The sequence below is a fragment of the Brevundimonas sp. 374 genome (genome assembly GCF_900102995.1).
GTDB classification, from domain to species: domain Bacteria; phylum Pseudomonadota; class Alphaproteobacteria; order Caulobacterales; family Caulobacteraceae; genus Brevundimonas; species Brevundimonas vesicularis_C.
Map to the genome: position 1 here is coordinate 1,024,717 of NZ_FNKT01000001.1, position 19,942 is coordinate 1,044,658.

The following is a 19,942-nucleotide window of genomic DNA, read 5'->3' on the forward strand; positions in this document are numbered from 1 at the left end:
CAACTGCGAACCGTTTGCAGGTTTGCGCATGTCGAGGGCGCGTGCAAGACAAGGGATCGGTGGCGCCCATTTTCAGGAGATCAATCGTGCGTGAAGACGGAAAACTGGACTACCTCGAACTGCCCGCCGCCAACCTGCCCGCGACCAAGCAATTCTACAGCCAGGCGTTCGGCTGGACCTTCGTCGATTACGGCCCGACCTATGCCGCCTTCGATCAGGGACTGGACGGCGGGTTCGACGCCGATCAGACCAATCAGACCAAGGCGCCCCTGCCCATCCTGTACGCCCATGACCTGGAAGCCATGCTGGCCAAGGTCGAGGCGGCCGGCGGCCGGATCTTGAAACCGATCTACAGTTTCCCCGGCGGTCGCCGCTTCCACTTCGCCGATCCGGCCGGCACCGAAATGGCGGTGTGGTCCGAGGGCTGAGCCCTATTTGACGTCGATGGACTGGCCGATCCGTTCGGCCAGATCCCGGTCCGCGCCCTCGACGCTGGCGATCCAGACGTGGATCTCCTTGGGATCCGTGGCGCGCTGGAACAGGTGCTCCATCGCCAGACGGCGGCTGCCTTCGGTGACGACGACCGAGGCGCGGCCGCCGGCGCGGACCGTCTCGCCGTCATAGATCGGAAACTGCGACGACGGGCCGGCGTAGATCATCAGCAGGGTCTGGTCGCCGCGCTGGACGCGATAGATGCTGGCGGTCGCGCCCGCGCGCGCCGGGGTGATGGTCAGGCCGGCGGGCAGCTGGATGCTGAACGGCAGAGCGGCGATGGCGGCGGCGTTCAAGGCCGCCGGGGCGGGTGCGGCGGCCGGCGTGGTTGCGGCAGGCGCGGTCGTTGTCGGTTGAGGCGCGGTCGGTTGAGGCGCCGTTGTGGTCGGGGCTGGCGTTTGCGGACGTGTCGCGGTCGCCGGGCGCGTCGTGGCCGCCGGGCTTTGGCCGATGGGCGGCTGGGCCTGGGTCGTGCGCGGTGCGGATGACGCGGCGGGCGCCGGACGCGGCGATGCCGCGGGGGTCTGGCCGATTGGAGGCAAGGCCTGGCTCGTCGCCCGGGCCGGGGCCTGGGTCGGGGCCGGAGTTGCCGTGGAGGCGGCGGGCGGGGTCGCGGAAGGCGGGGCGCTGTTCAAGTCCCGCGTCAGGTTGGAACCGGCGCGCTGCGGCGGAGGCGTCGTCGCCTGTCCGGAAATCACGAGGGCGGCGGCAAGGGCGATCATGGGCATGGCTCGACCATCGCGCGGCCGGGGCGCGACCGCAAGCGCGACCTCACGCCTTGGGCAGCGCGACCCAGAAGGTGGCGCCCTCGCCCGGCGCCGAGATCACGCCGATCGAGCCGCCCTGCAACTCGACCAATCGCTTGGCCAGGGCCAGGCCGACGCCGTGCCCCTCGATCGTCGAACGCTCAAGGCCAAGGCGGTTGAAGGGCTCGAACAGCTGAGCCTGCTTCTGAAGCGACAGACCGGGGCCGAAATCGCTGACCTCGATGCGGACGCAGTCATCCTGACGAAGCGCACGCAGAACGACACGGCCGCCGGACCCGCCGTATTTCAGCGCATTGCTGGTCAGGTTGGTGATGATCTGGGCCAGACGCTGAGAGTCCGCGGCCGCGATCAAACCATCGCCCTCGCACACCACCTCGACGGCGACCCGGTCGGCGTCGGGCCACAGCAGGCACGTGCGGCGCACGTCTTCCAGCAGCCCTGGAATGTCGGTCGGCCGCAGATCGACCCGGACGGCCCCGGATTCGGCGCGGGCCACATCCAGCAGATCGTGGGCCAGGGTTTCGACCTGACGCGCGGTCTTGACCAGCATGTCGGACATCTCGGCCTGCTGAGCCGAGACCGGCCCCAGGTGGCCCTGCCGCCACAGGTCGCCAATGCCGATGATGCCGGCGACCGGGCTCTTGATCTCGTGGGCGACGTTGGCGAGCAGGCGAGACTTGGCCTCCGAGGCCTTTTCGGCGCGTTCGCGACCGACGCGCGCGCGCTCCGCCAGAAGATCGCGCTCTTCCAGCAACGAGGCCACCAGCAGGACGGGCATATAGCCGATCAGCACCAGCATCTGGGCCATCAGAACCTGATGGGTCAGGTCGCCCTGAGCGTAGGGGCCGTTTCCGATCATGGCGCTGCCGACCAACAGCACGCTCATGACGACCAGGGTGAAGGCGGCGCCCGCGACGCCGAGCCGTACCGCGATGGCCAGCAGAAGCGGCAGCAGGACGAAGCCCATCGGCACGTCGCCCGTGAAGGCGACAAAGTAGAAGACGGGGACAAGGCCGATCAGAACGACAGCCTCGATCAGCTTCCTGGGTTTCAGCAGACGCGCGAACATCGCAGGCGTCAGCGACATCCCTAGCGAACCCAGTACAGCGATGCCCAAGGCGTGACCCAGCCACCAAGTCTGGAACCCCTGCCAAACGATGTCGCCCTGGCCCATCAGCGACAGGATCAGGGTGCTGCACAGGGCGGCGGGGATCGGCGCCAGGACAGCCGCGAAGAACAGGAAGCTGACCGCGCCGTTCAGGCTGGAAAGGTTGAGCGTGGGCGAGAACCGGCGGGCCAGCAGGACAGCCCCGACGATCTCGATCATGTTGGCGATCGTGAAGGCCAGCGCCAGCGGCGGCTTGTTGCCGGCGATGATCTCGCCAATCAGGATGCTGACGGTCAGGACGCCTGCGAAGGTGAGGTCGCTGGTGCGGCCACGGCTGGTACGCAGCCAGACGGCGACGGCGACGCCGCTGGCGCCCCACAGGCCCGCCACCAGTCCGGCCGAACGGGCATAGGCGATCGCCAAGGCGACCAAGATGGCGACGACGACGCCCGTCAGCACCGGAATAAGGGGATTGGGGCCGTCCGGACCTTCGGCGCCGACGGGGCCGGGCCGATGGCCAGCCGCCATCACGCCCTTGACGGGGGCGCTGTGGGGGGCGTCGATATTGAGCGCGCGGCTCAGGATCATGGACAGGTTCCGACCAATCAGAGGTCGGAATAGGACGACACGGTTCCTAATATCCCCTGAAGTCAGGCCCGCAATTTTTCATTGAAACGCCTGACGGCCTCGGCTGCGCCGTCGGGATGGTTCCAGACCCCGCCGCTGACCGCCACGAAGTCAGCGCCGGCTTGGGCAAGCTCTGCGGCGTTATCGACCGTGATCCCGCCAATGGCGACGCAGGGTGTCTCGACCGTCTCTTGCCACACCGTCAGGATGTCCAGCGGCGGGCGATGCACCGTTTCCTTTGTTTCGGTGGGATAGAAGGCGCCGAAGGCGACGTAGTCGGCGCCGCCCTCTGCGGCGTCCCAGGCCAGATCGCGGTCGTCGTGGCAGGTGACGCCGATCATGGCGTCTGGCCCCATGATACGCCGCGCCTCGGCCAGAGAGCCGTCTTCCTGACCGATGTGAACGCCGTCGCAGCCGGTGGTCCGCGCCAGATCGGGCCTGTCGTTCAGCAGGACCGCGACATCATGACGCCGCGCAATGGGAGCCAACACCTCGACCGCCGTGCGGATAGCGGCCTCGTCGGCGGGCTTCAGCCGGATCTGCAAGGCCGCGACGTCGCCGGCGGCCAAGGCCTGATCGAGGGTTTGCGCAAAGGCGTTCAGGTCGGCGATCGCAGGCGGCGTGATCAGATACAGCCGGCAGGGCGGACGCTCGGGGACGGTGGGTGTTCGGGCCATGTCCGTCATTGCCTGCCCCTGCGACGATCCGTCAACGGCCCAAGGCCGGGCGAAACCATGCGAACGACTTGCAATCGCCTTAAGGACTGCTATAGCGAACCATTCTCAGTCAGTGAAACGTGTAGCGCCTCGTGTACGTCTGCAACTGTAACGGTCTTCGCCAGCGTGATGTCGCCCAGGCCATCGAGGCCGGCGCCTGCCGTCCGCGTGACATCTTCGCGCGCAACCAGTGCCAGGCCCAGTGCGCCAAATGTGTCTGCGAGATGCGTCAGATGATTCAGGAAAGCCGCGAAGCGTTCGCACTCGCAGCCGAATAGTTTGCTTCGCCTGCGGCCGACAGTCACTCGCACTCTCAATGCAGTGATAAAAACTCGCAAATAAACAAAGCCCGTTTTACTGTGTTATGGCTGCGCTCGACAGACGGCGATAGCGCCGTGGCGAGACCAAGGACCATGGCCATGAAGGGCGATCCCGCAATCCTGCGCACGCTGAACGCAGTGCTGACCAACGAGCTGACGGCCGTAAATCAGTATTTCCTGCATGCCCGCATGTTCGAAAGCTGGGGCCTCGCGCACCTGGGCAACGTCATCTACGAAGAGTCGATCGGCGAGATGAAGCACGCCGACATGCTGATCAAACGCATCCTCTTCCTGGACGGGCTGCCCAATCTGCAAGACCTGCACAAGCTGAAGGTCGGCGAGGATCCGATCGAATGCCTAGGCGCCGACCTGCAACTGGAACTGGACAGCCGCGCGACGACCGCCGCCGCCGTGACCCAGTGCGAGGAAACCCGCGACTACGTCAGCCGTGACCTGCTGATGAAGATCCTGGCCGACACCGAAGAGCACATCGACTTCCTGGAAAACCAGCACAAGCTGATCGAGCTGATGGGCGCGCAGAACTATCTGCAATCGGCGATGAAAGAGATCGTCACCGACGGCGCGGCGACCGGCAACTAAGCTCTGCCTTCTGACGGAACTCCAATCCGCTCCGGCCATTAGCCTGTCAGGGCCAAGCTGGAGCGGACCATGACCGATATCGACGACGCCATCGACGACGTGCGCGACGCCGCCATGGACTTGCTGAACAGCGAGGGCCGCAGCGCCGGCCATGTGGTCGCCGGGATCGCCCTGACCGTCGGCTTCGCCCTGTTGGCCCACACCATCGCCTCGGGCGCGTTGAAGCCCCGTCGCAACCTGAAACAGGTGCGCGACAAGGACCTGCCGATCACCGAAAAGCCCAAGGGAGCCTTCAGCCTGATCCTGCCGGCGGTGTTTTCGGCGACGACTCTGTCTGCCGTGCGCGTCTGGAACGCGCCTCCGCAAAAGGAACGGACCCGCGCCATGGGCCTATGGGTCGCGGCCCAGACGGTGAACGCCGTCTGGCTGGGCCTGCGTCCGTCGTCGATGGCGCGTCAGGTGATCGCCGCCATGTCGTCGGCCGGTCTGGCCGCCGCTTTCGCCCACGAGGCGCGCAAGCTGGACGAAGGGGCCGGCAAGATGGCGGCGCCGCTGGGGTCGGGCGTGCGGTTCGGGAACTTCCTGCATCGCAAGGCCGATGACGCCTCGGCCGGGCGCACCCTGCATTAGGTTGCGTCGCCTTGCCCTTTATCGGGGCTTCCTCTAGGGATCGCGCCCTATTCGCCTCGCCCCGAACGGTGCGAGGGCGCAACTCCATTTCCGATGTGACCCCATGAAGATCAACGGCAACACCATCAAGCCCGGCATGGTCCTGCAGCACAATGGCGGCCTGTGGGTCGTCACCAAGGCCAGCCACGTCAAGCCCGGCAAGGGCGGCGCCTTCGCCAACGTCGAGGCAAAGAATCTGGAAACCGGCAACAAGCTGAACGAACGCTTCCGGTCGGAAGACAAGGTCGAGCGCGTGACGCTGGAACAGAAGGACTTCTCCTATCTGTTCGACAACGGCGACAGCCTGGTCTTCATGGACGACGCCACCTACGAGCAGATCGAACTGCAGAAGGACTGGGTCGGCGAAGAGCGCATCCCCTATCTGCAGGAAGGCATGAAGGTCGTCATCGAGATGCACGAAGAGCGTCCGATTGGCCTGGAGCTGCCCGATCAGGTCGTGCTGGAAGTCGCCGAGACCGAGCCGACCGTGAAGGGCCAGACCGCCTCGTCGTCCTACAAGCCCGCGCTGGCTTCGAACGGCGTGCGCATCATGATCCCGCCCTATATGTCGGCCGGCGAGCGTATCGTCGTCGACACGACCAGCGGCGAATATGTCCGCCGCGCGGACTAACAGACCACCATGCTAAAGCGGCCCCTTTCGGGGCCGTTCCTTTCTGAACTTCTCCGACTGTCCGGCTGCGGCTTTGAAGGACTTTCGGACCAGGAGATTCCCCGATGGCCCTCGCCTCCGCCCTGCTCCAAGTCATGACCGATGCGGTGCGCAAGACCGCCCGCCCGATGCTGCGCGACTTCGGCGAAGTCTCCCAGCTTCAGGTGTCGAGAAAGGGCCCCGGCGATTTCGTCACGGCCGCCGACCTGAAGGCCGAAGACACGCTCTACGAACTGCTGATGAAGGCCCGCCCCGGCTACGGCTTCCTGGGCGAGGAACGCGGCATGATCGAGGGGACGGACAAGTCCCACACCTGGATCGTCGATCCGATCGACGGCACCACCAACTTCATGCACGCCATGCCTCACTTCGCCATCACGGTGGGGCTGGAGCGCCGCGCGCCCGACGGGTCGAGCGAGATCGTCGCCGGCGTGACCTACAACCCCGTCATGAACGAGCTCTTCTGGGCTGAAAAGGGCAAGGGCTGCTATCTGAACGACCAGCGCATCCGCGTCGCCGGCCGTCGCGATCTGTCCGAAAGCCTGATCGCCACCGGCCTGCCCTTCATCGGCAAGTCGGGCCACGCCCAGTCGATCAAGGATCTGCACGCCGTGGGCCAGCGCGTCGCGGGCATCCGCCGCCTGGGCTCGGCCGCCCTGGACTTCGCCTGGGTCGCGGCCGGTCGCTACGACGCCTATTACGAGCGCAACCTGAAGCCCTGGGACGTGGCGGCGGGCATCCTGTTCGTCACCGAGGCCGGCGGCCGCGTCACGACCATCGAGAACGACGGCGATCCCAAGACGGGCAAGTCGATCCTGGCGTCGAACACCGAACTGCATCCGCACCTGCGCAAGGTTCTGCAGGGCTCCTGAGGCTCGCTTCTGTCTCTTCCCCGCTTGCGGGGAAGTGGCGCGGCGCTTCTTCAGCGCCGTGACGAAGGGGCTCTTGCCTGATCGCCAGCGGCCGGTGGGGCTTTAAGAACCCCTCCACCGCTCTGCGGTCCCCCTCCCCACGTGTGGGGAGAAGATGGTCATCGACCTGTCGCGCCCCTGCCCTATCCAAGGCGGATGATCCGTTTCATCCTGTGCGGCCTCGTCCTTCTGACCGGAACGCCCGCCCTGGCCCACCCCCTGATCATCGCCCATCGCGGCGCGTCCGGCGAACGGCCCGAGCACACGCGTGCGGCCTATAAGCTGGCGATCGAACAGGGCGCGGACGTGATCGAGCCGGATCTGGTGCTGACCAGGGACGGCGTCTTCGTCGATCGGCATGAGAACGAGATCGGCGGCACGACCGACGTGGGCGACCGGCCCGAGTTCGCGGGCCGTCGGACGACCAAGACCATCGACGGGGTCGAGACCACCGGCTGGTTCACTGAAGACTTCACCCTGGCCGAGTTGAAGACGTTGAGGGCCAGGGAGCGCTTGCCCGCCTTTCGACCGGGCAGCGCCGCCTATGACGGACAGGAGCCGATCCTGACCTTCGCCGAGGTCGTCGCCATCGCGCGCGAGGCCTCGGCGCGGATCGGGCGCACGATCGCCGTGGCGCCGGAGCTGAAACACCCGACCTATTTCGCCGCGATTGGTCTGCCGATGGAGGACGGCTTCGTCGCGGAACTGGAACGGCTGGGTCTGATGGGCGCCGAGGCCCCGATCATCATCCAGTGTTTCGAGGTCGGGCCGCTGGAGCGGTTGGCGACGCGCATCGATGCGCCGCTGGCTCAACTCGTGGCCGCCAAGGGCGGACCGGCGGACCGGGCGGACGTGACCTATGCGCAGATGATCGCGCCCGAGGGGCTGAAGGCCATTGCCGCCTACGCCGACTGGGTCGCGCCGGAAATGACTCTGATCCTGCCGCGCGCCGCTGACGGCCGCACGACAGCGCCGAGCACCCTGGTCACCGACGCCCATGCGGCGGGCCTCAAGGTCGTGGTCTGGACCCTACGGGCCGAGAACGTCTTCTTGCCGGTCGAGCGACGCAGAGGCGACGACCCGGCCGGGCACGGCGACATGACCGGCTATGCCTCAGCCTTCGCCGAGGCCGGGGTCGATGCGCTGTTCAGCGACTTCCCGGCCCTGGCGCGGACCACGGCGCCCTAGTTGCGGAACTGAAGCTCGGCAAGGCGGGCGTAGAGGCCGCCCTGGGCGACGAGTTGCTCGTGGGTGCCCTCTTCGACCACGCGGCCGTCGTCCATGACGACGATGCGGTCGGCGCGCAGGACGGTGGCGAGGCGGTGGGCGATGACCAGGGTGGTGCGCTCCTCCATCGCCTGATCGAGGGCGACCTGGACCAGGCGCTCGCTTTCGGCGTCAAGCGCGCTGGTGGCCTCGTCCAGCAACAGTATGGGGGCGTCGCGGACCAGGGCGCGGGCGATGGCCAGGCGCTGGCGCTGGCCGCCCGACAGGCTCTTGCCGCGCTCGCCGAGCGGGGTGTCGAACCCTTCCGGGAGGGCGTCGATGAAGCCGAGCGCCTGGGCCTTTTCGGCGACAGCGCGGGCCTCTTCCAAAGTCGTGTTCTCGCGACCGAAGCGGATGTTTTCCAAGGCCGAGCCCGAGAACAGCGGCGTCTCCTGCGACACCCAGGCGAAGCGATCGCGCACGGCAACGGGATCGGCCTGGCGCACATCGACGCCGTCGACCGAGACCATGCCGGTCTGCGGATCGTAGAAGCGCAGCAGCAGGCGGAAGACCGTGGACTTGCCGGCGCCGGACGGACCGACCAAAGCGACCGTCTCACCGGGGCGTACGGTCAGGCTGAAGCCCTTCAAGGCCGGAAGGTCGGGGCGGCCTGGATAGGCGAAGCCCACGGCCGACATCGACACCTCGCCACACGGGGGCGTTGGCAAGGCCGTGGCCTGGGGCGGCGGGGCGATGCCGGCGACGGCGCGCATCAACTCCTCGATCCGCTCCATGGCGCCGGCGGCCTTTTGCACGTCGCCCCAGCTTTCGCCGAGCGCGCCAACGGCGCCTGCGGCGAAAACGGACAGCAGAACGAACTGAAGCAGGGCGCCGGGCGTCATGGCGCCCTTCACCACGTCCTGGGCGCCCAGCCACAGCACCAGGGTCACGCCGCCGAACATGACGACGATGATCAGGGCGGTCATCCAGGCGCGGGCCTGCATCCGCGTCAGGGAAGCGTTGAAGGCGTCCTCGACCGCCGCGCCGAAGCGGGTGATGGCGCTCTGTTCACGACCGAAGGCCTGGACCGTCTCGATAGCGTCCACGCTTTCACCGGCGAAGCCGACGGCGTTGGCGAAGCGATCCTGAGACGCCACGGTCAGTTTGCGCACCTTGCGGCCGAAGATGAAGATCGGCCCAAGGAGGAAGGGCACGATCAGCAGGACGAAGCCGGTCAACTTGGGACTGACGAAGAACAGCAGGGCCACGCCGCCGATCAGGGTCAGGAAGTTGCGCAGCGCGTAGGAGATTGAGGTCGTCATCAGCGTCTCGACCAAGGCGATGTCCGTGGTCAGGCGCGACAGCACCTCGCCGGTGCGCATATGGGCGTAGAAGGACGGGTCCAGCGTCAGGATGCGGCCGAACAGACCCTTTCGCACATCGGCGATGACGCGCTCGCCCGTGCGGGTGACGAAATAGTAGCGGGCGGCGGTCGCCAGCCCCAGGAACAGGGCGTTGGTGCCCAGCAGCAGGAACCAGATGTTCAGATTGGCGCCGCCGGCCTCGAACCCATGATCGATGGCTCCGCGCGCCAGGGCGGTCAGGCCCAGCGAGGCGGCGGTGGACAGCAGCAGCCAGAAGACCGCCATCAGGGCATGACCCTTGTGGCGCATGGCGAAGGGAATCAGTCGCGCCAGCGGGCGGATGTCGCGGCGTTTGGCGCGCTTGTCGCCCGCTTCGGACATCTGGTCGGCCAGAAGGGCGCCGGCGCTGGGCCGGCCCTCCAGCGACGCCATGCCCGAGGCGCGGTTGGCGGAAGAGGCGGAGGCGGCGGCTTGATCGGTCATTTCGCCCGCCTCTTGCCCCGGAACGCCCCCCGGTGTAAACGCCGCCCCTCATTCCCGCCGGGCCTTTCCCTTAAAAAGGATTTGGTGGCGGGTTTCTCATTTCACGCGCACGGACGGTCGGCATCGTCACCGCGCAGAGACCGGACGACGACCATGAAGGCGGATACCCATCCCGACTACCACTTCATCACCGTGGTGATGACCGACGGCAGCACCTATCAGACCCGTTCGACCTACGGGAAGGAAGGCGACAAGCTGGCCCTCGACATCGATCCGTCGACGCACCCGGCCTGGACGGGCGGCAACGCCCAGCTGATGGACCGCGGCGGCCGCGTCTCGCGCTTCAACAACAAGTTCGCCGGCTTCATCAAGAAGTAAGCGCGTCTTGGCTGCGACATCTCGCAGCAATCGGAACACCAAGAGCGTCGGTCGCAAGGCCGGCGCTTTTTGTTTGGTCGGAACACCGATAATGTGGGGGCGTTCGGGTACCAGGGGCGTCGGCCACGCTGGCCGAAGCGATCGAAGAAGCGGAAGACTATGAATAGACGGCAACTGGGTCTGGGCGTCGCGACGGCGGCCATGACCCTTGGCTCGGCGGCGCGCGCGCAGCAGGTCTTCGTGCAGCGCGGACCGGAGGCGACCGCCTTCTACAACAGCTTCAACGACCAGATTTCGCGTCTACCCGACACGCAGCAGGCGGATGTGCGCGCCTTTTATGAAATGAACGGCTGGCGGCCGGTGTGGAACGCCGACCGGGTGCGGGCCCTGAACACCGTCGCGGCCGGCGCCAATCGCCATGGTCTGGCGGGCTCCGACTATTTCGACTTCGTGGGACTGGCGGCCGATCCGGCGAGCGCGGACCTGCGGACCACGGCGGCGGCGCTGGCCTATGCCCGCGTCCTGGCCGAGGGCAAGGTGCGGCCGGAGACGGTTGAAGATCTTTGGGAAATGCAGAAGAACCGTGTGGACCTGCCGCGCGGTCTCAGCGACGCCCTGAGCCGCAACGTGCTGGGCCAATGGTACGACGGCCTGGCGCCCACCGACATCGGTTATCAGAACCTGTCGGCCGGCTATGTCCGCTATCGCCGTCTGGCGGCGCAGGGCGGCTGGCCCCGTTTCACCCAAGGCGCGACCATCGAGCCTGGCAACAGCGATCGCCGAATCCCCGCCCTGATCGACCGCCTGACGGCCGAGGGCGACCTGTCGGCCGCCGACGGCGCGCGGCTGAAATCGCAGGGCCTGGTTTACAACGCCGAACTGCAACGTGCGGTGCAAAGCTTCCAGAACCGCCATGGTCTGGGCGCCGACGGCCGGATCGGCGCGGGCACCCAGCGCTCACTGGGCGCCTCGGCCGAGGACCGTGCGCGTCAGATCGCGCTGAACCTGGAGCGCCGTCGCTGGCTGAAGCGCGAGGTCGCGCCCGAGCGGATCGAGGTCAACACCGCCGCCGCCATTATGGTCTATTGGAAGGACGGCAAGCCGGTTCACTCCAACCGCGTCGTGGTCGGCTCGGCCGAGAACCAGACGCCCAGTCTGGAGAAGCCGTTCGCCTCGGTCGTGGCCAATCCGCCCTGGTATGTGCCGGCTGGCATCGCGCGCCGCGAAATCCTGCCCAAGGGGCCGGGGTATCTGGCCGCCAACGACATGTATGTGAAGGACGGCACGGTCATCCAGCGCGCCGGTCCGCGCTCGGCCCTGGGCTATGTGAAGTTCGAGCTGCGCGACAGCTACGCCATCTTCCTGCACGACACGCCGTCGAAGGCCGCCTTCAACCTGTCCACGCGTCAGCGCAGCCACGGCTGCGTGCGGGTGCAGAATGCGGTGGAGTTCGCGCGCCTGCTGCTGTCGCCCGATCCGACCAAGCTGGCCCAGTTCGACACGGCCCAGGACACGCGCGAGACGACGCGCGTGACCACCGGCCGGGAAATCTCGGTGCGTCTGCTGTACTGGACCGCCTTCGTGGACGGTCAGGGCCGCGTGGCGTTCCGCGAGGACGTCTATGGCCGCGACGACAAGCTGGCGCAGGCGCTGGGCATCGGCGTCAACCTGCCCAAGCCCATCGACGACGGCAGGGCGGACGCCAACGACGTCGGGCCGTAAAGGGGGCGATCAGCCCCTGAAGGCCGCCTCAAGCATGCCCATCTGGCTGAGCACCGGGTTTTCCGGGGCCTGATCCTGATCGTCGGCATACATGCGGCGATCCAGATAAAGGGTGCGGTCGAACAGCTTTTCCGAACGAACCAGATATTCGATCAGGGCGATCGGAAGTTCGGCGTGGCTGGGCTCGGCGTCGATGCGACGCTCGTTCAGGCGATAGCGCGGCTCGCAGGCGGTTTCCGGCGACATGTCGTCTTCGCGCACAGCGCGCTGGACCAGGAGCCAGGAGGCGATCTGCATCAGGCGGGTGGTCAGCTTCATGCTCTCGGCCGCATAGGCCAGGGCGGCGGCGCGCGACAGCATCTTGGAATCGCGACGGCCCTCGCCGTCCAGATAGGCGGCGGTTTCCTCGACCAGCTCCATGCCTTCGCGGAAGGTGCGATCGAACAGCTCCGACCGGGCGAAATCGCGAACGGTGCGGCTGCGGTCAGCGGGGGACGGGGCGGAGGTCATTTGAGCATTGATCATCAGAGAAGGTCGGGTCCGTCCTGCAATCGGCGCCTGACGGCGCCGTTCGCACAAAAGATGCAACGCTCATGCCATGCCAGCGGATCATTCGCGATCACGAACCGAAGTTGAACAGGGCGTCGGCGGCGTTTTTCTTGGAGCGTTTCGTCTCGATCGCGGCGCGCGAGCGCGCGATCTCGGCCTCCAGCGCGGCGATCCGCTCCTGCAAATCCTCGACGGCGTAAACGTCCAGGTCTTCGCGTGACAGGACCCGCAGCGGTTCGCCGCGTTGCGGGCGGGGTTCAAGATCTTCGAACATCGTCGCCTTCCTTTCGCGCTGTCATGGCCAAGGCGGTCCACGGTCCCTATCTGAACGCCCGGATACGGACGAATACAAGGCGAGTGCGATGCGCGTGATCGAAATCGAAGGCGGTTCAGGACCGGCCGAGGCCCTGAAGATCGCCGAACGGCCCGATTCCGTGGCGGGGCCGGGTCAGGTGCTGATCCGGGTGCGGGCAGCGGGCGTGAACCGGCCGGACCTGCTGCAACGCACCGGCGCCTACCCCCCTCCCCCCGGCGCGTCGGACGTTCTGGGGCTTGAGATCGCCGGCGAGATCGAGGCCGTCGGAGAGGGCGTCACGCGCTGGGCGGTCGGCGACCGGGTCTGCGCCCTGCTGGGCGGCGGCGGCTATGCGGAGTTGGCCGTGGTCGATGCGCGTCATGTCCTGCCGATCCCGGAGGGTCTGGATTACGTGCAGGCGGCCGTACTGCCGGAAACCGTCTTCACCGTCTTCGCCAATGTGTTCGAGAGCGGCGCGTTGAAGGCCAGCGAGACGTTGCTGATCCACGGGGCGACCAGCGGCATCGGCGTGACGGCCATCCAGATGGCCAAGGCCGCCGGCGCCCGAGTGATCGCCACCTCACGCGGGGCGGACAAGGCCGCAGCCGCCAAGGCGCTGGGCGCGGACATCAGCCTCGACGCCAAGAGCGATGATCTGGAGGCGCAGATCCGCGAGGCGGGCGGCGCGGACGTGGTTCTGGACATGGTGGGGCGCGACTACGCCGCCCTGAACCTGAACAGTCTGAATGCGGGCGGGCGTTGGGTGGTCATCGCCTCCCTGACCGGCCCCAGGATCGAGATGGATCTGCAGCGGATCATGCTGAAGCGATTGACCCTGACGGGATCGACCTTACGCAGCCGCCCGGCAGACGAAAAGGCGCGTCTGACCCTGGCTGTCGAGGCGACCGCCTGGCCGTGGGTCGCATCCGGCAAGGTGAAGCCGCCAGTTCAGGCGGTGTTCGCGTTGGAGCAGGCGGCCGATGCGCACGCCGAACTGGAAGCCGGCGGGCACATCGGCAAGATCGTGCTGAGCGTCTAGTAGCGCCCGCCGCGCACGGGGCGCAGCGACGAGATGTTGTCGTTGAAGCCGCCGTTCAGGAAGCGGACATCGCCTTCGACGATGCGGCAGCGGCCCCGGAACTCGGCGTCGGTGCAGACTTCCCAGCGGCCTTCGACGCGCATCGAACTGATGCGGTCGTTGAATGGGGTGCGGCCCAGGTTGCGGTCTTCGCTGGTGAACTCACGCGAAGCGCCGCGGAAGTTGGCGTTCTCATAGACGGTGATCGAGGACCGACCCCAGCCACCGCCATTGCCGCCGCCCCAGCCGGGGCCGCCGTTGCCGGGTCCCCAGCCGCCGCCGGGGCGACCGGGCTGGCTGTCTTCATAGTCGCCACGGAAACGCCCGCAGACCAGCAGGCCGTTGTCGTTGTTGATCTCCTCGCCGCCGCAGCGGTTCAGCTCGATCGACGTGCCGCGCATCCGGCCACGCATGTCGCGGCAATCGGCATAGAGACGACCGCGATTCACATAGGCTTCCGAGCACGACTGGGTATAGCCGCCGCGCGGGGCGACGCGTTGCTGTGCATAGTCCTGGCCCGAGGCCATCGCTGCGGCCAGAGCCGCGCCAAGCAGAATGGACATTGTGGTTCTCCTCTCCCGAAGCTGAAAAGCTTCATTACCGCGAAGGTTGCGTCAGGGCGGATGAACCGTTGCTGTATGGGATTGTCGGTCAGCGTTTTCTTTTGTGTCGAATAGGCCTATATCGGCATCATACGCGCCCGGTCGAAAGGCCGGGCGCCGTCGTATCCAACGCCAGCCGAAGCCTCATTCGGCGGCTCAACAACACCGGGACGAACGCCCCATGAGCGACATTCTGATGCCCAAGGCCACTGCGGTCTGGCTGGTCGACAACACCTCTCTCAGCTTCGAGCAGATCGCCGACTTCTGCGGCCTGCACCCGCTGGAAGTTCGCGGCATCGCCGACGGCGACGTGGCGCGCGACATCCGTGGCGTCGATCCCGTCACCGGCGGCCAGCTGACGCGCGAAGAACTAGACAAGGCACAGGGCGACGAAAACTATCGCATGAAGGCCATCGTCAGCCGCCACGCCGAACTGCTGAAGTCGGCAAAGCCAGCGCCGAAATACACGCCGGTGTCGCGTCGCCAGGACCGCCCCGACGCCATCGCCTGGTTCGTGCGTAACCACCCCGAGGTGACGGACGCCCAGATCGCCAAGATGCTGGGCACGACCAAGTCCACCATCGAGAGTGTGCGCAACCGCACGCACTGGAACAGCGCCAACATCAAGCCGGTCGACCCGGTGACTCTCGGCCTGGTCGGCCAGCTGGCGCTGGACGAGATCGTCAAGAAGGCCGCCGACAAGAAGGCCAAGGACGACCTGAAGAACGGCGGCGGCACGATCCAGCCCGTCGAACAGGTCGAGGCCGAGCCCGAGTTCGTGCCGGAAGTCCGCCAACGTCCCGGCGCCGAGCCGACAGCGGAATCGGTGTTCGGCACCAAGGACTGATCCGCCTTCGCGCAACAAAAACGGCCCCGGAGAGCGATCTCCGGGGCCGTCGCCGTTTTCAGGGAGACAGACGCTAGGTCGCGCGCGCCTCCAGACTGGTGATTTCTTCCTTCAGCCGAAGCTTCTTCTGCTTCAGCGCCCTGACCTGCAACGGATCCGTGGACGGGCGGGTAAGCTCCTTCTGGATGGTCTCATCCAGGGTGCGATGACGATTACCCAGTTCGCGAATACGAGCCTCGATGGTCATGGCTTGCGCCTCCTTTGGTTAGGGACCAGTAGAGTGAGCGCCCGGTTTGGCGCGCTGTGTAATCACTTTCCAGTGACAGCCCGTCGCCCCGGACCCGAAGGAGGCTGACCCCCAAAATGGACGATGATGTGAACGGAGCCATACGGAACCCGCCCGCCAGACTGGTGGTCGGGATTTCAGGGGCTTCCGGCGCCGTCTATGGCGCCCGGGTGCTGGATGCGCTGAACGATCTGGGCGTCGAAAGCCATCTGGTCGTGACCAAGGCCGCCCTGCTCACATTGTCGCAGGAGACCGATCTGTCGCCTGACGAACTGACGGCCAAGGCGTCGGTGGTTCACAAGCTGGGCGACGTGGGAGCGACGATCGCCTCCGGCTCTTTCCGCACCCTCGGCATGATCGTGGCGCCCTGCTCGATCAAGACGATGAGCGAGATCGCGACCGGCGTGACTTCCACCCTGCTGACGCGGGCGGCGGACGTGACGCTGAAAGAGCGGCGACCGCTGGTGCTGATGGTGCGCGAAACGCCGTTCCACCTGGGCCACCTGCGCACCATGACGGCCTTAGCCGAAATGGGCGCGATCATCGCACCGCCCCTGCCCGCGCTTTACGCCCGGCCGAGCTCGATCATGGAGATGGTCGATCAGTCGGTGGGGCGGACGTTGGACCTGTTCGGCCTGGATTGGGGCTCGGTGCGGCGGTGGGAAGGCCTGAAGTCATGAGGCTGTGGGACTGGGCGGTGGCCGCCTACGGCGCGCCGGGGGTCGGCGAGGCGTGTCTGGCGCTGCAGGACAGCCACGACCAGAACGTACCTGTTCTGCTGTGGTCGGCCTGGGTCGCGGCGACAGGCCGAAAGCCCGACGAAGAGACGATCGAGGCGGCCTGCGACACCGCCCGCGCCTGGGACAGCGTCGTGGTCGCCCCGCTGCGTTCGGTGCGGCGGATACTGAAAGCGCCGGTGCCCGATATCGACGACGGCCCGCGCGAGAGCGTGCGCAACCGCATCAAGGCGCTGGAGCTGGAGGCGGAACGGCATTTGCTGGATGCGCTGGAGGCGCTGGCGCCCGAACCCAGCGGACCGGCCCGCCCGATCATCGACAGCCTGGCAGCCACCGCCCGGATGTGGGCGGACGTCACCCCGCGCCCGGCCCTGATCCGTCTCGCAGACGCCCTTCCGGCCTGAGATCAGCGTGGCTATAAGCGGCCTGAGACGAGCGGCGTGGAGATGACACGATGAACGACGACACGCCTGCGATCACCGAGGAAATGGCCGAGCTTCAGGCGCGGGTGAACCATCTGCGCCAGGAACACGCCGATCTTGACGCCTCGATCGAAGCCCTGGGTCAGGCCGCCATTCCCGACCAGCTGATGATCGCCCGGTTGAAGCGCAAGAAGCTGGCGCTGAAGGATGAGATCGTGAAGCTGGAAGACCGCATCCTGCCCGACATCATCGCCTGATCTGGCCCGGGCGGGCGGCAGGTTCCGCCCTGCGACCATCCGCCGCCCCGCCCTAGCCCCAAAGTCGCCAAAGCCGGTGGGCATAAGCCGCCCTCCCACGGAACGCCGTGCGCTGTCGGGGCGCCGCTTCCTTCATTCCAGAGCGTAGAGACGCTGGAGAGGCCGCCGAATGCGACGCCTGCTGTCCAACGCGCCGATGGCGCGGTGCAAGACCCTGTTGATCCACTCCGGCCACACGGCCGCCTTCGCCGCCGTGGCCGTTTTCGCCGCCGCCGCCGCGCCAAATGCTGCGCGCGAGGCCGCCTTGCCGCCGCCGACCCAGATCGCCGCACCGGTGTCGCCGCCGCTGAAGGCCGAGGTCGAAAAAGCCGGGCCAATCACGCGCCAGATCGCCTTCACCGCCCCGGTGCGCGGCTATGCGATCAACTCGCCGTTCGGCCTGCGCAAACTCGCCATTGAAGCCAAGGCGCGCGCGCACAAGGGCGTCGATATCGCCGCGCCGAAAGGCACGACCGTCTTCACCGCCGCCGAGGGCGAAGTCATCCGCACGGGCTACGACCCCGAGGGCTATGGCAACTTCATCGAGGTGCGCCACCCCAACGGCATGAGCACCCTGTACGGCCACCTCAGCCGGATCGATGTGGCGAACGGCGACGCGGTCGCGCCCGGTCAGCGCATCGGTCTGGTCGGCTCCACCGGCTATTCCACCGGGCCGCACCTGCATTTCGAGGTCCGTCGCGGCGGCGCGCAGGTCAATCCGACCAAGGTGGTCGATCGCCATTTCGAAGTGGCGGTGAAGGCCAAGGTCTGACGCGCATTGCGTTGCGACGGGCGTCGCAAACGTCCTAGTGTCCCCTCTCGTTCTGGGAGGGATGAATATGAACAAGATCGTCGCCGCCGTCGTCGCGGGCCTTTTGGCCGCCACGCCCATCGCCGCCTCGGCGCAGGATTATGGGCGCTACAGCGACGCCGCCGCACAGACCGAGCTATCGCGCCTGGCGGATGTGCAGATGGCGGTCATGGTGCCGATGCGCGACGGCGTGGGACTGGCCACCAATGTCTATCGGCCAAAGAACGCGTCCGGCCCCTTGCCGACCGTGTTCGTGCGCACACCCTATAACGAGCTGGCCTACAACGCCCGCACCACGCGCTCGGCCCTGAGTTGGGTCAGCAAGGGCTATGCTTTCGTCATCCAGAACGAGCGGGGACGGTATTTCTCGGGCGGCGACTATCAGATCCTGGGCTATCCCCAGACCGACGGCTATGACGCCCTGACGTGGATCGCGGCCCAGCCCTGGTCGAACGGCAAGGTCGGCACCTTGGGCTGTTCGTCCTCCGCCGAATGGCAGCTGGCCCTGGCGGCCCAGAACCATCCCGCCCATGCCGCCATGGTGCCCCAGGCCTCGGGCGCCGGCATCGGCAAGGTCGGACGGTTCCAGGAACAGGGCAACTGGTACACAGGGGGCGTGCCGCGCAACCTGTTCTTTGTGTGGTTGTACGGCGTGGACAATCCGCAGCGCGCCCAGATTCCGATGGACATCGATCAGGAAACCCGCGCCCGGATCGTCCGCTACAACGACCTGGACGCCAAGAAGCCGGATGTGAATTGGCCCAGCCAGATCCGGCATCTGCCGGTCAATGACATGCTGAAGGACCTGGGCGAGCCGGCCGGTACGTTCGAGGAACTGATCGCGCGCACCCCATCCGATCCGGCCTGGCGTCAGGGCGGCCTGTATCACGACGACATGGGCTGGGGCGTGCCGTCCCTTTGGTTCAACAGCTGGTATGACGTCTCCATCGGGCCGAACATGGAGCTGTTCAACCACGCCCGATCCACGACCCAGGATCGCGAGGCGGCCGAGAACCAGTACGTCGTGGTCGGCCCCAACAACCACTGCGCCTTTGGCGGCCTGGGGCCGAACTACAAGTCGGGCGACCGCCCGCTGGGCGACGCCACATTCGACAGCGACGCCCTGGTGCACGCCTGGTTCGATCGCTGGCTGAAGGGCGAGCGCCGCGCCTTCCCCGAGAGCACGCCGCATGTGCAGTATTTCAACATGGGCGAAAACGCCTGGCGCACGGCCGCGCAGTGGCCGCCGGCCGGGGTCAAGACGGTGCGGATGTATCTGCGCTCGGGCGGTGCGGCCAACAGCCTGAACGGCGACGGCCTGCTGAGCCTTCAGGCGCCGCCCGCCGGCGAGCCGGCCGACCGCTATCGCTATGATCCGATGAACCCGGTCCAGACCATCGGCGGCGGCGATTGCTGCAACGGCGGGCTGGTCACGGCCGGGGCCTTCGATCAGCGACCGATCGAAGCGCGCAACGACGTGCTGGTCTATACGTCGGAGGCGCTGACCGAGCCAATGCAGGTCACCGGCTTTATCGACGCGGTGCTGAAGGTGTCGTCCTCTGCGCCCGACACCGATTTCGCGGTCAAGCTGGTGGACGTGGCGCCAGACGGCACGGCCTATATCCTGGGCGACACCATCATGCGGGCGCGCTATCGCAACGGCTATGAACGTCCCGCGCCCCTGACGCCGGGACAAGTGGCGACCGTGCAGCCCACGCCGCTGACTATCAGCAACACCTTCCAGCCCGGTCACCGTATCCGGGTCGAAGTCACCAGCTCCAACTTCCCAAAGTTCGTGCGCAACCTGAACACAGGCGGACCGAACGAGACCGAGAGCCAGGGTGTGGTCGCCGACAACGCAATCCATCACGCGGGCGACGACGCGTCCTACATCGACCTGCCTGTGGTGAAATAGGCGCCCCTGCTCCGAAGTCGCTGGCGTCCCCTGTCGTCGGATTCTAGGCTGACGACAGGGATTTGGGAGGC

At 66.8% G+C, this 19,942-nt stretch carries 24 protein-coding genes; 16 read left to right on the forward strand and 8 right to left on the reverse strand.

The annotated features are described in order from the left end of the window. Positions 1 to 86: 86 nt before the first annotated feature. Positions 87 to 428, forward strand: a complete 342-nt coding sequence (locus tag BLR19_RS05065) for a VOC family protein (RefSeq protein ID WP_091747903.1) — start codon at positions 87 to 89, stop codon at positions 426 to 428. Positions 429 to 431: 3 nt separating this feature from the next. Here the strand turns inward: BLR19_RS05065 and BLR19_RS05070 are convergent, their stop codons facing one another. From BLR19_RS05070 to thiE, 3 genes are all read right to left on the reverse strand, one after another. Continuing rightward, a complete protein-coding gene (locus BLR19_RS05070) occupies positions 432 to 1,214 on the reverse strand; it encodes a hypothetical protein (protein WP_143007333.1) in 783 nt (260 codons plus the stop codon). A 49-nt stretch (positions 1,215 to 1,263) separates the two neighbouring features. Continuing rightward, positions 1,264 to 2,955 carry a sensor histidine kinase gene (locus BLR19_RS05075; RefSeq protein WP_091747909.1) on the reverse strand — a complete coding sequence of 564 codons (1,692 nt, stop codon included), beginning with the start codon at positions 2,953 to 2,955 and terminating at the stop codon, positions 1,264 to 1,266. Between the two features lie 62 nt (positions 2,956 to 3,017). Further along, complete coding sequence (gene thiE / locus BLR19_RS05080) at positions 3,018 to 3,671, reverse strand: thiamine phosphate synthase (protein WP_091749123.1); 654 nt, start codon at positions 3,669 to 3,671, stop codon at positions 3,018 to 3,020. A gap of 131 nt (positions 3,672 to 3,802) precedes the next feature. On the opposite strand from thiE, the gene BLR19_RS05085 reads away from it, so the two are divergent. The 6 genes from BLR19_RS05085 (at position 3,803) to BLR19_RS05110 (ending at position 8,068) form a co-directional block, all read left to right on the forward strand. Further along, on the forward strand, positions 3,803 to 3,988 hold the full coding sequence (locus tag BLR19_RS05085; RefSeq protein WP_017504559.1) for a (2Fe-2S)-binding protein: 186 nt from the start codon (positions 3,803 to 3,805) through the stop codon (positions 3,986 to 3,988). A gap of 141 nt (positions 3,989 to 4,129) precedes the next feature. Then, positions 4,130 to 4,630: a bacterioferritin gene (gene bfr / locus BLR19_RS05090; protein ID WP_026108332.1), complete on the forward strand. Its 501-nt coding sequence runs from the start codon at positions 4,130 to 4,132 to the stop codon at positions 4,628 to 4,630. 69 nt (positions 4,631 to 4,699) lie between these two features. Continuing rightward, positions 4,700 to 5,260 (forward strand): tryptophan-rich sensory protein, encoded by a 561-nt coding sequence (locus BLR19_RS05095; RefSeq protein ID WP_091747912.1) that lies wholly within the window; start codon positions 4,700 to 4,702, stop codon positions 5,258 to 5,260. Between the two features lie 103 nt (positions 5,261 to 5,363). Next, the gene (gene efp, locus BLR19_RS05100; protein ID WP_017504556.1) at positions 5,364 to 5,930 is read left to right on the forward strand and encodes an elongation factor P; all 567 of its coding nucleotides are present in this window, start codon (positions 5,364 to 5,366) and stop codon (positions 5,928 to 5,930) included. 104 nt (positions 5,931 to 6,034) lie between these two features. Then, the gene (locus BLR19_RS05105) at positions 6,035 to 6,841 is read left to right on the forward strand and encodes an inositol monophosphatase family protein (protein ID WP_017504555.1); all 807 of its coding nucleotides are present in this window, start codon (positions 6,035 to 6,037) and stop codon (positions 6,839 to 6,841) included. A 195-nt stretch (positions 6,842 to 7,036) separates the two neighbouring features. Beyond that, positions 7,037 to 8,068, forward strand: a complete 1,032-nt coding sequence (locus BLR19_RS05110) for a glycerophosphodiester phosphodiesterase (protein WP_091747915.1) — start codon at positions 7,037 to 7,039, stop codon at positions 8,066 to 8,068. Here BLR19_RS05110 and BLR19_RS05115 read toward each other — a convergent pair. Then, positions 8,065 to 9,933, reverse strand: coding sequence for an ABC transporter transmembrane domain-containing protein (locus BLR19_RS05115; RefSeq protein ID WP_091747918.1), 1,869 nt, complete (start codon positions 9,931 to 9,933; stop codon positions 8,065 to 8,067). The genes BLR19_RS05110 and BLR19_RS05115 overlap by 4 nt on opposite strands. 153 nt (positions 9,934 to 10,086) lie before the next feature. Between BLR19_RS05115 and rpmE the strand changes: the two genes are divergently transcribed. Further along, positions 10,087 to 10,311 carry a 50S ribosomal protein L31 gene (rpmE, locus tag BLR19_RS05120; protein ID WP_017506001.1) on the forward strand — a complete coding sequence of 75 codons (225 nt, stop codon included), beginning with the start codon at positions 10,087 to 10,089 and terminating at the stop codon, positions 10,309 to 10,311. A gap of 159 nt (positions 10,312 to 10,470) precedes the next feature. Next, entirely contained in the window at positions 10,471 to 12,033 is a 1,563-nt protein-coding gene (locus BLR19_RS05125; RefSeq protein WP_091747921.1) for a L,D-transpeptidase family protein, read from the forward strand. Between the two features lie 9 nt (positions 12,034 to 12,042). Here BLR19_RS05125 and BLR19_RS05130 read toward each other — a convergent pair whose 3' ends face one another. After that, positions 12,043 to 12,543 carry a protease adaptor protein RcdA gene (locus BLR19_RS05130; protein WP_055754989.1) on the reverse strand — a complete coding sequence of 167 codons (501 nt, stop codon included), beginning with the start codon at positions 12,541 to 12,543 and terminating at the stop codon, positions 12,043 to 12,045. Positions 12,544 to 12,652: 109 nt separating this feature from the next. Further along, positions 12,653 to 12,856 carry a DUF1192 domain-containing protein gene (locus BLR19_RS05135; protein ID WP_091747924.1) on the reverse strand — a complete coding sequence of 68 codons (204 nt, stop codon included), beginning with the start codon at positions 12,854 to 12,856 and terminating at the stop codon, positions 12,653 to 12,655. 88 nt (positions 12,857 to 12,944) lie between these two features. Between BLR19_RS05135 and BLR19_RS05140 the strand changes: the two genes are divergently transcribed. After that, complete coding sequence (locus BLR19_RS05140) at positions 12,945 to 13,916, forward strand: NAD(P)H-quinone oxidoreductase (protein WP_091747927.1); 972 nt, start codon at positions 12,945 to 12,947, stop codon at positions 13,914 to 13,916. On the opposite strand, the gene BLR19_RS05145 is transcribed toward BLR19_RS05140, so the two are convergent. Beyond that, entirely contained in the window at positions 13,913 to 14,518 is a 606-nt protein-coding gene (locus tag BLR19_RS05145; protein ID WP_091747930.1) for a beta/gamma crystallin-related protein, read from the reverse strand. The genes BLR19_RS05140 and BLR19_RS05145 overlap by 4 nt on opposite strands. A 220-nt stretch (positions 14,519 to 14,738) precedes the next feature. On the opposite strand from BLR19_RS05145, the gene BLR19_RS05150 reads away from it, so the two are divergent. Next, positions 14,739 to 15,404: a DUF1013 domain-containing protein gene (locus tag BLR19_RS05150; RefSeq protein ID WP_091747933.1), complete on the forward strand. Its 666-nt coding sequence runs from the start codon at positions 14,739 to 14,741 to the stop codon at positions 15,402 to 15,404. A gap of 73 nt (positions 15,405 to 15,477) precedes the next feature. Here BLR19_RS05150 and BLR19_RS05155 read toward each other — a convergent pair whose 3' ends face one another. Next, entirely contained in the window at positions 15,478 to 15,651 is a 174-nt protein-coding gene (locus BLR19_RS05155) for a YdcH family protein (RefSeq protein ID WP_017505994.1), read from the reverse strand. Positions 15,652 to 15,767: 116 nt separating this feature from the next. On the opposite strand from BLR19_RS05155, the gene BLR19_RS05160 reads away from it, so the two are divergent. The 5 genes from BLR19_RS05160 to BLR19_RS05180 all read left to right on the forward strand — a co-directional run bounded on the left by BLR19_RS05160 (position 15,768) and on the right by BLR19_RS05180 (position 19,871). Further along, positions 15,768 to 16,370 (forward strand): UbiX family flavin prenyltransferase, encoded by a 603-nt coding sequence (locus tag BLR19_RS05160; protein ID WP_091747936.1) that lies wholly within the window; start codon positions 15,768 to 15,770, stop codon positions 16,368 to 16,370. Next, the gene (locus BLR19_RS05165; protein WP_091747939.1) at positions 16,367 to 16,831 is read left to right on the forward strand and encodes a TIGR02444 family protein; all 465 of its coding nucleotides are present in this window, start codon (positions 16,367 to 16,369) and stop codon (positions 16,829 to 16,831) included. The genes BLR19_RS05160 and BLR19_RS05165 overlap by 4 nt, the downstream gene beginning before the upstream one ends. 50 nt (positions 16,832 to 16,881) lie before the next feature. Then, positions 16,882 to 17,106 (forward strand): YdcH family protein, encoded by a 225-nt coding sequence (locus BLR19_RS05170; protein ID WP_017505991.1) that lies wholly within the window; start codon positions 16,882 to 16,884, stop codon positions 17,104 to 17,106. Positions 17,107 to 17,275: 169 nt separating this feature from the next. Next, positions 17,276 to 17,917, forward strand: coding sequence for a M23 family metallopeptidase (locus BLR19_RS05175; protein WP_091747942.1), 642 nt, complete (start codon positions 17,276 to 17,278; stop codon positions 17,915 to 17,917). A gap of 67 nt (positions 17,918 to 17,984) precedes the next feature. Beyond that, a complete protein-coding gene (locus tag BLR19_RS05180; protein ID WP_255366445.1) occupies positions 17,985 to 19,871 on the forward strand; it encodes a CocE/NonD family hydrolase in 1,887 nt (628 codons plus the stop codon). Positions 19,872 to 19,942: the final 71 nt, after the last annotated feature.

What these genes read in the sequence shown, in the direction of transcription:
- BLR19_RS05070 (WP_143007333.1), bottom strand. Translation starts at nt 1,214, where the DNA reads ATGATCGCCCTTGCCGCCGCCCTCGTGATTTCCGGACAGGCGACGACG.
- BLR19_RS05075 (WP_091747909.1), bottom strand. Translation starts at nt 2,955, where the DNA reads ATGATCCTGAGCCGCGCGCTCAATATCGACGCCCCCCACAGCGCCCCC.
- thiE (WP_091749123.1), bottom strand. Translation starts at nt 3,671, where the DNA reads ATGGCCCGAACACCCACCGTCCCCGAGCGTCCGCCCTGCCGGCTGTAT.
- bfr (WP_026108332.1), top strand. Translation starts at nt 4,130, where the DNA reads ATGAAGGGCGATCCCGCAATCCTGCGCACGCTGAACGCAGTGCTGACC.
- BLR19_RS05095 (WP_091747912.1), top strand. Translation starts at nt 4,700, where the DNA reads ATGACCGATATCGACGACGCCATCGACGACGTGCGCGACGCCGCCATG.
- efp (WP_017504556.1), top strand. Translation starts at nt 5,364, where the DNA reads ATGAAGATCAACGGCAACACCATCAAGCCCGGCATGGTCCTGCAGCAC.
- BLR19_RS05105 (WP_017504555.1), top strand. Translation starts at nt 6,035, where the DNA reads ATGGCCCTCGCCTCCGCCCTGCTCCAAGTCATGACCGATGCGGTGCGC.
- BLR19_RS05110 (WP_091747915.1), top strand. Translation starts at nt 7,037, where the DNA reads ATGATCCGTTTCATCCTGTGCGGCCTCGTCCTTCTGACCGGAACGCCC.
- BLR19_RS05115 (WP_091747918.1), bottom strand. Translation starts at nt 9,933, where the DNA reads ATGACCGATCAAGCCGCCGCCTCCGCCTCTTCCGCCAACCGCGCCTCG.
- rpmE (WP_017506001.1), top strand. Translation starts at nt 10,087, where the DNA reads ATGAAGGCGGATACCCATCCCGACTACCACTTCATCACCGTGGTGATG.
- BLR19_RS05125 (WP_091747921.1), top strand. Translation starts at nt 10,471, where the DNA reads ATGAATAGACGGCAACTGGGTCTGGGCGTCGCGACGGCGGCCATGACC.
- BLR19_RS05130 (WP_055754989.1), bottom strand. Translation starts at nt 12,543, where the DNA reads ATGACCTCCGCCCCGTCCCCCGCTGACCGCAGCCGCACCGTTCGCGAT.
- BLR19_RS05135 (WP_091747924.1), bottom strand. Translation starts at nt 12,856, where the DNA reads ATGTTCGAAGATCTTGAACCCCGCCCGCAACGCGGCGAACCGCTGCGG.
- BLR19_RS05140 (WP_091747927.1), top strand. Translation starts at nt 12,945, where the DNA reads ATGCGCGTGATCGAAATCGAAGGCGGTTCAGGACCGGCCGAGGCCCTG.
- BLR19_RS05145 (WP_091747930.1), bottom strand. Translation starts at nt 14,518, where the DNA reads ATGTCCATTCTGCTTGGCGCGGCTCTGGCCGCAGCGATGGCCTCGGGC.
- BLR19_RS05150 (WP_091747933.1), top strand. Translation starts at nt 14,739, where the DNA reads ATGAGCGACATTCTGATGCCCAAGGCCACTGCGGTCTGGCTGGTCGAC.
- BLR19_RS05155 (WP_017505994.1), bottom strand. Translation starts at nt 15,651, where the DNA reads ATGACCATCGAGGCTCGTATTCGCGAACTGGGTAATCGTCATCGCACC.
- BLR19_RS05160 (WP_091747936.1), top strand. Translation starts at nt 15,768, where the DNA reads ATGGACGATGATGTGAACGGAGCCATACGGAACCCGCCCGCCAGACTG.
- BLR19_RS05165 (WP_091747939.1), top strand. Translation starts at nt 16,367, where the DNA reads ATGAGGCTGTGGGACTGGGCGGTGGCCGCCTACGGCGCGCCGGGGGTC.
- BLR19_RS05170 (WP_017505991.1), top strand. Translation starts at nt 16,882, where the DNA reads ATGAACGACGACACGCCTGCGATCACCGAGGAAATGGCCGAGCTTCAG.
- BLR19_RS05175 (WP_091747942.1), top strand. Translation starts at nt 17,276, where the DNA reads ATGCGACGCCTGCTGTCCAACGCGCCGATGGCGCGGTGCAAGACCCTG.
- BLR19_RS05180 (WP_255366445.1), top strand. Translation starts at nt 17,985, where the DNA reads ATGAACAAGATCGTCGCCGCCGTCGTCGCGGGCCTTTTGGCCGCCACG.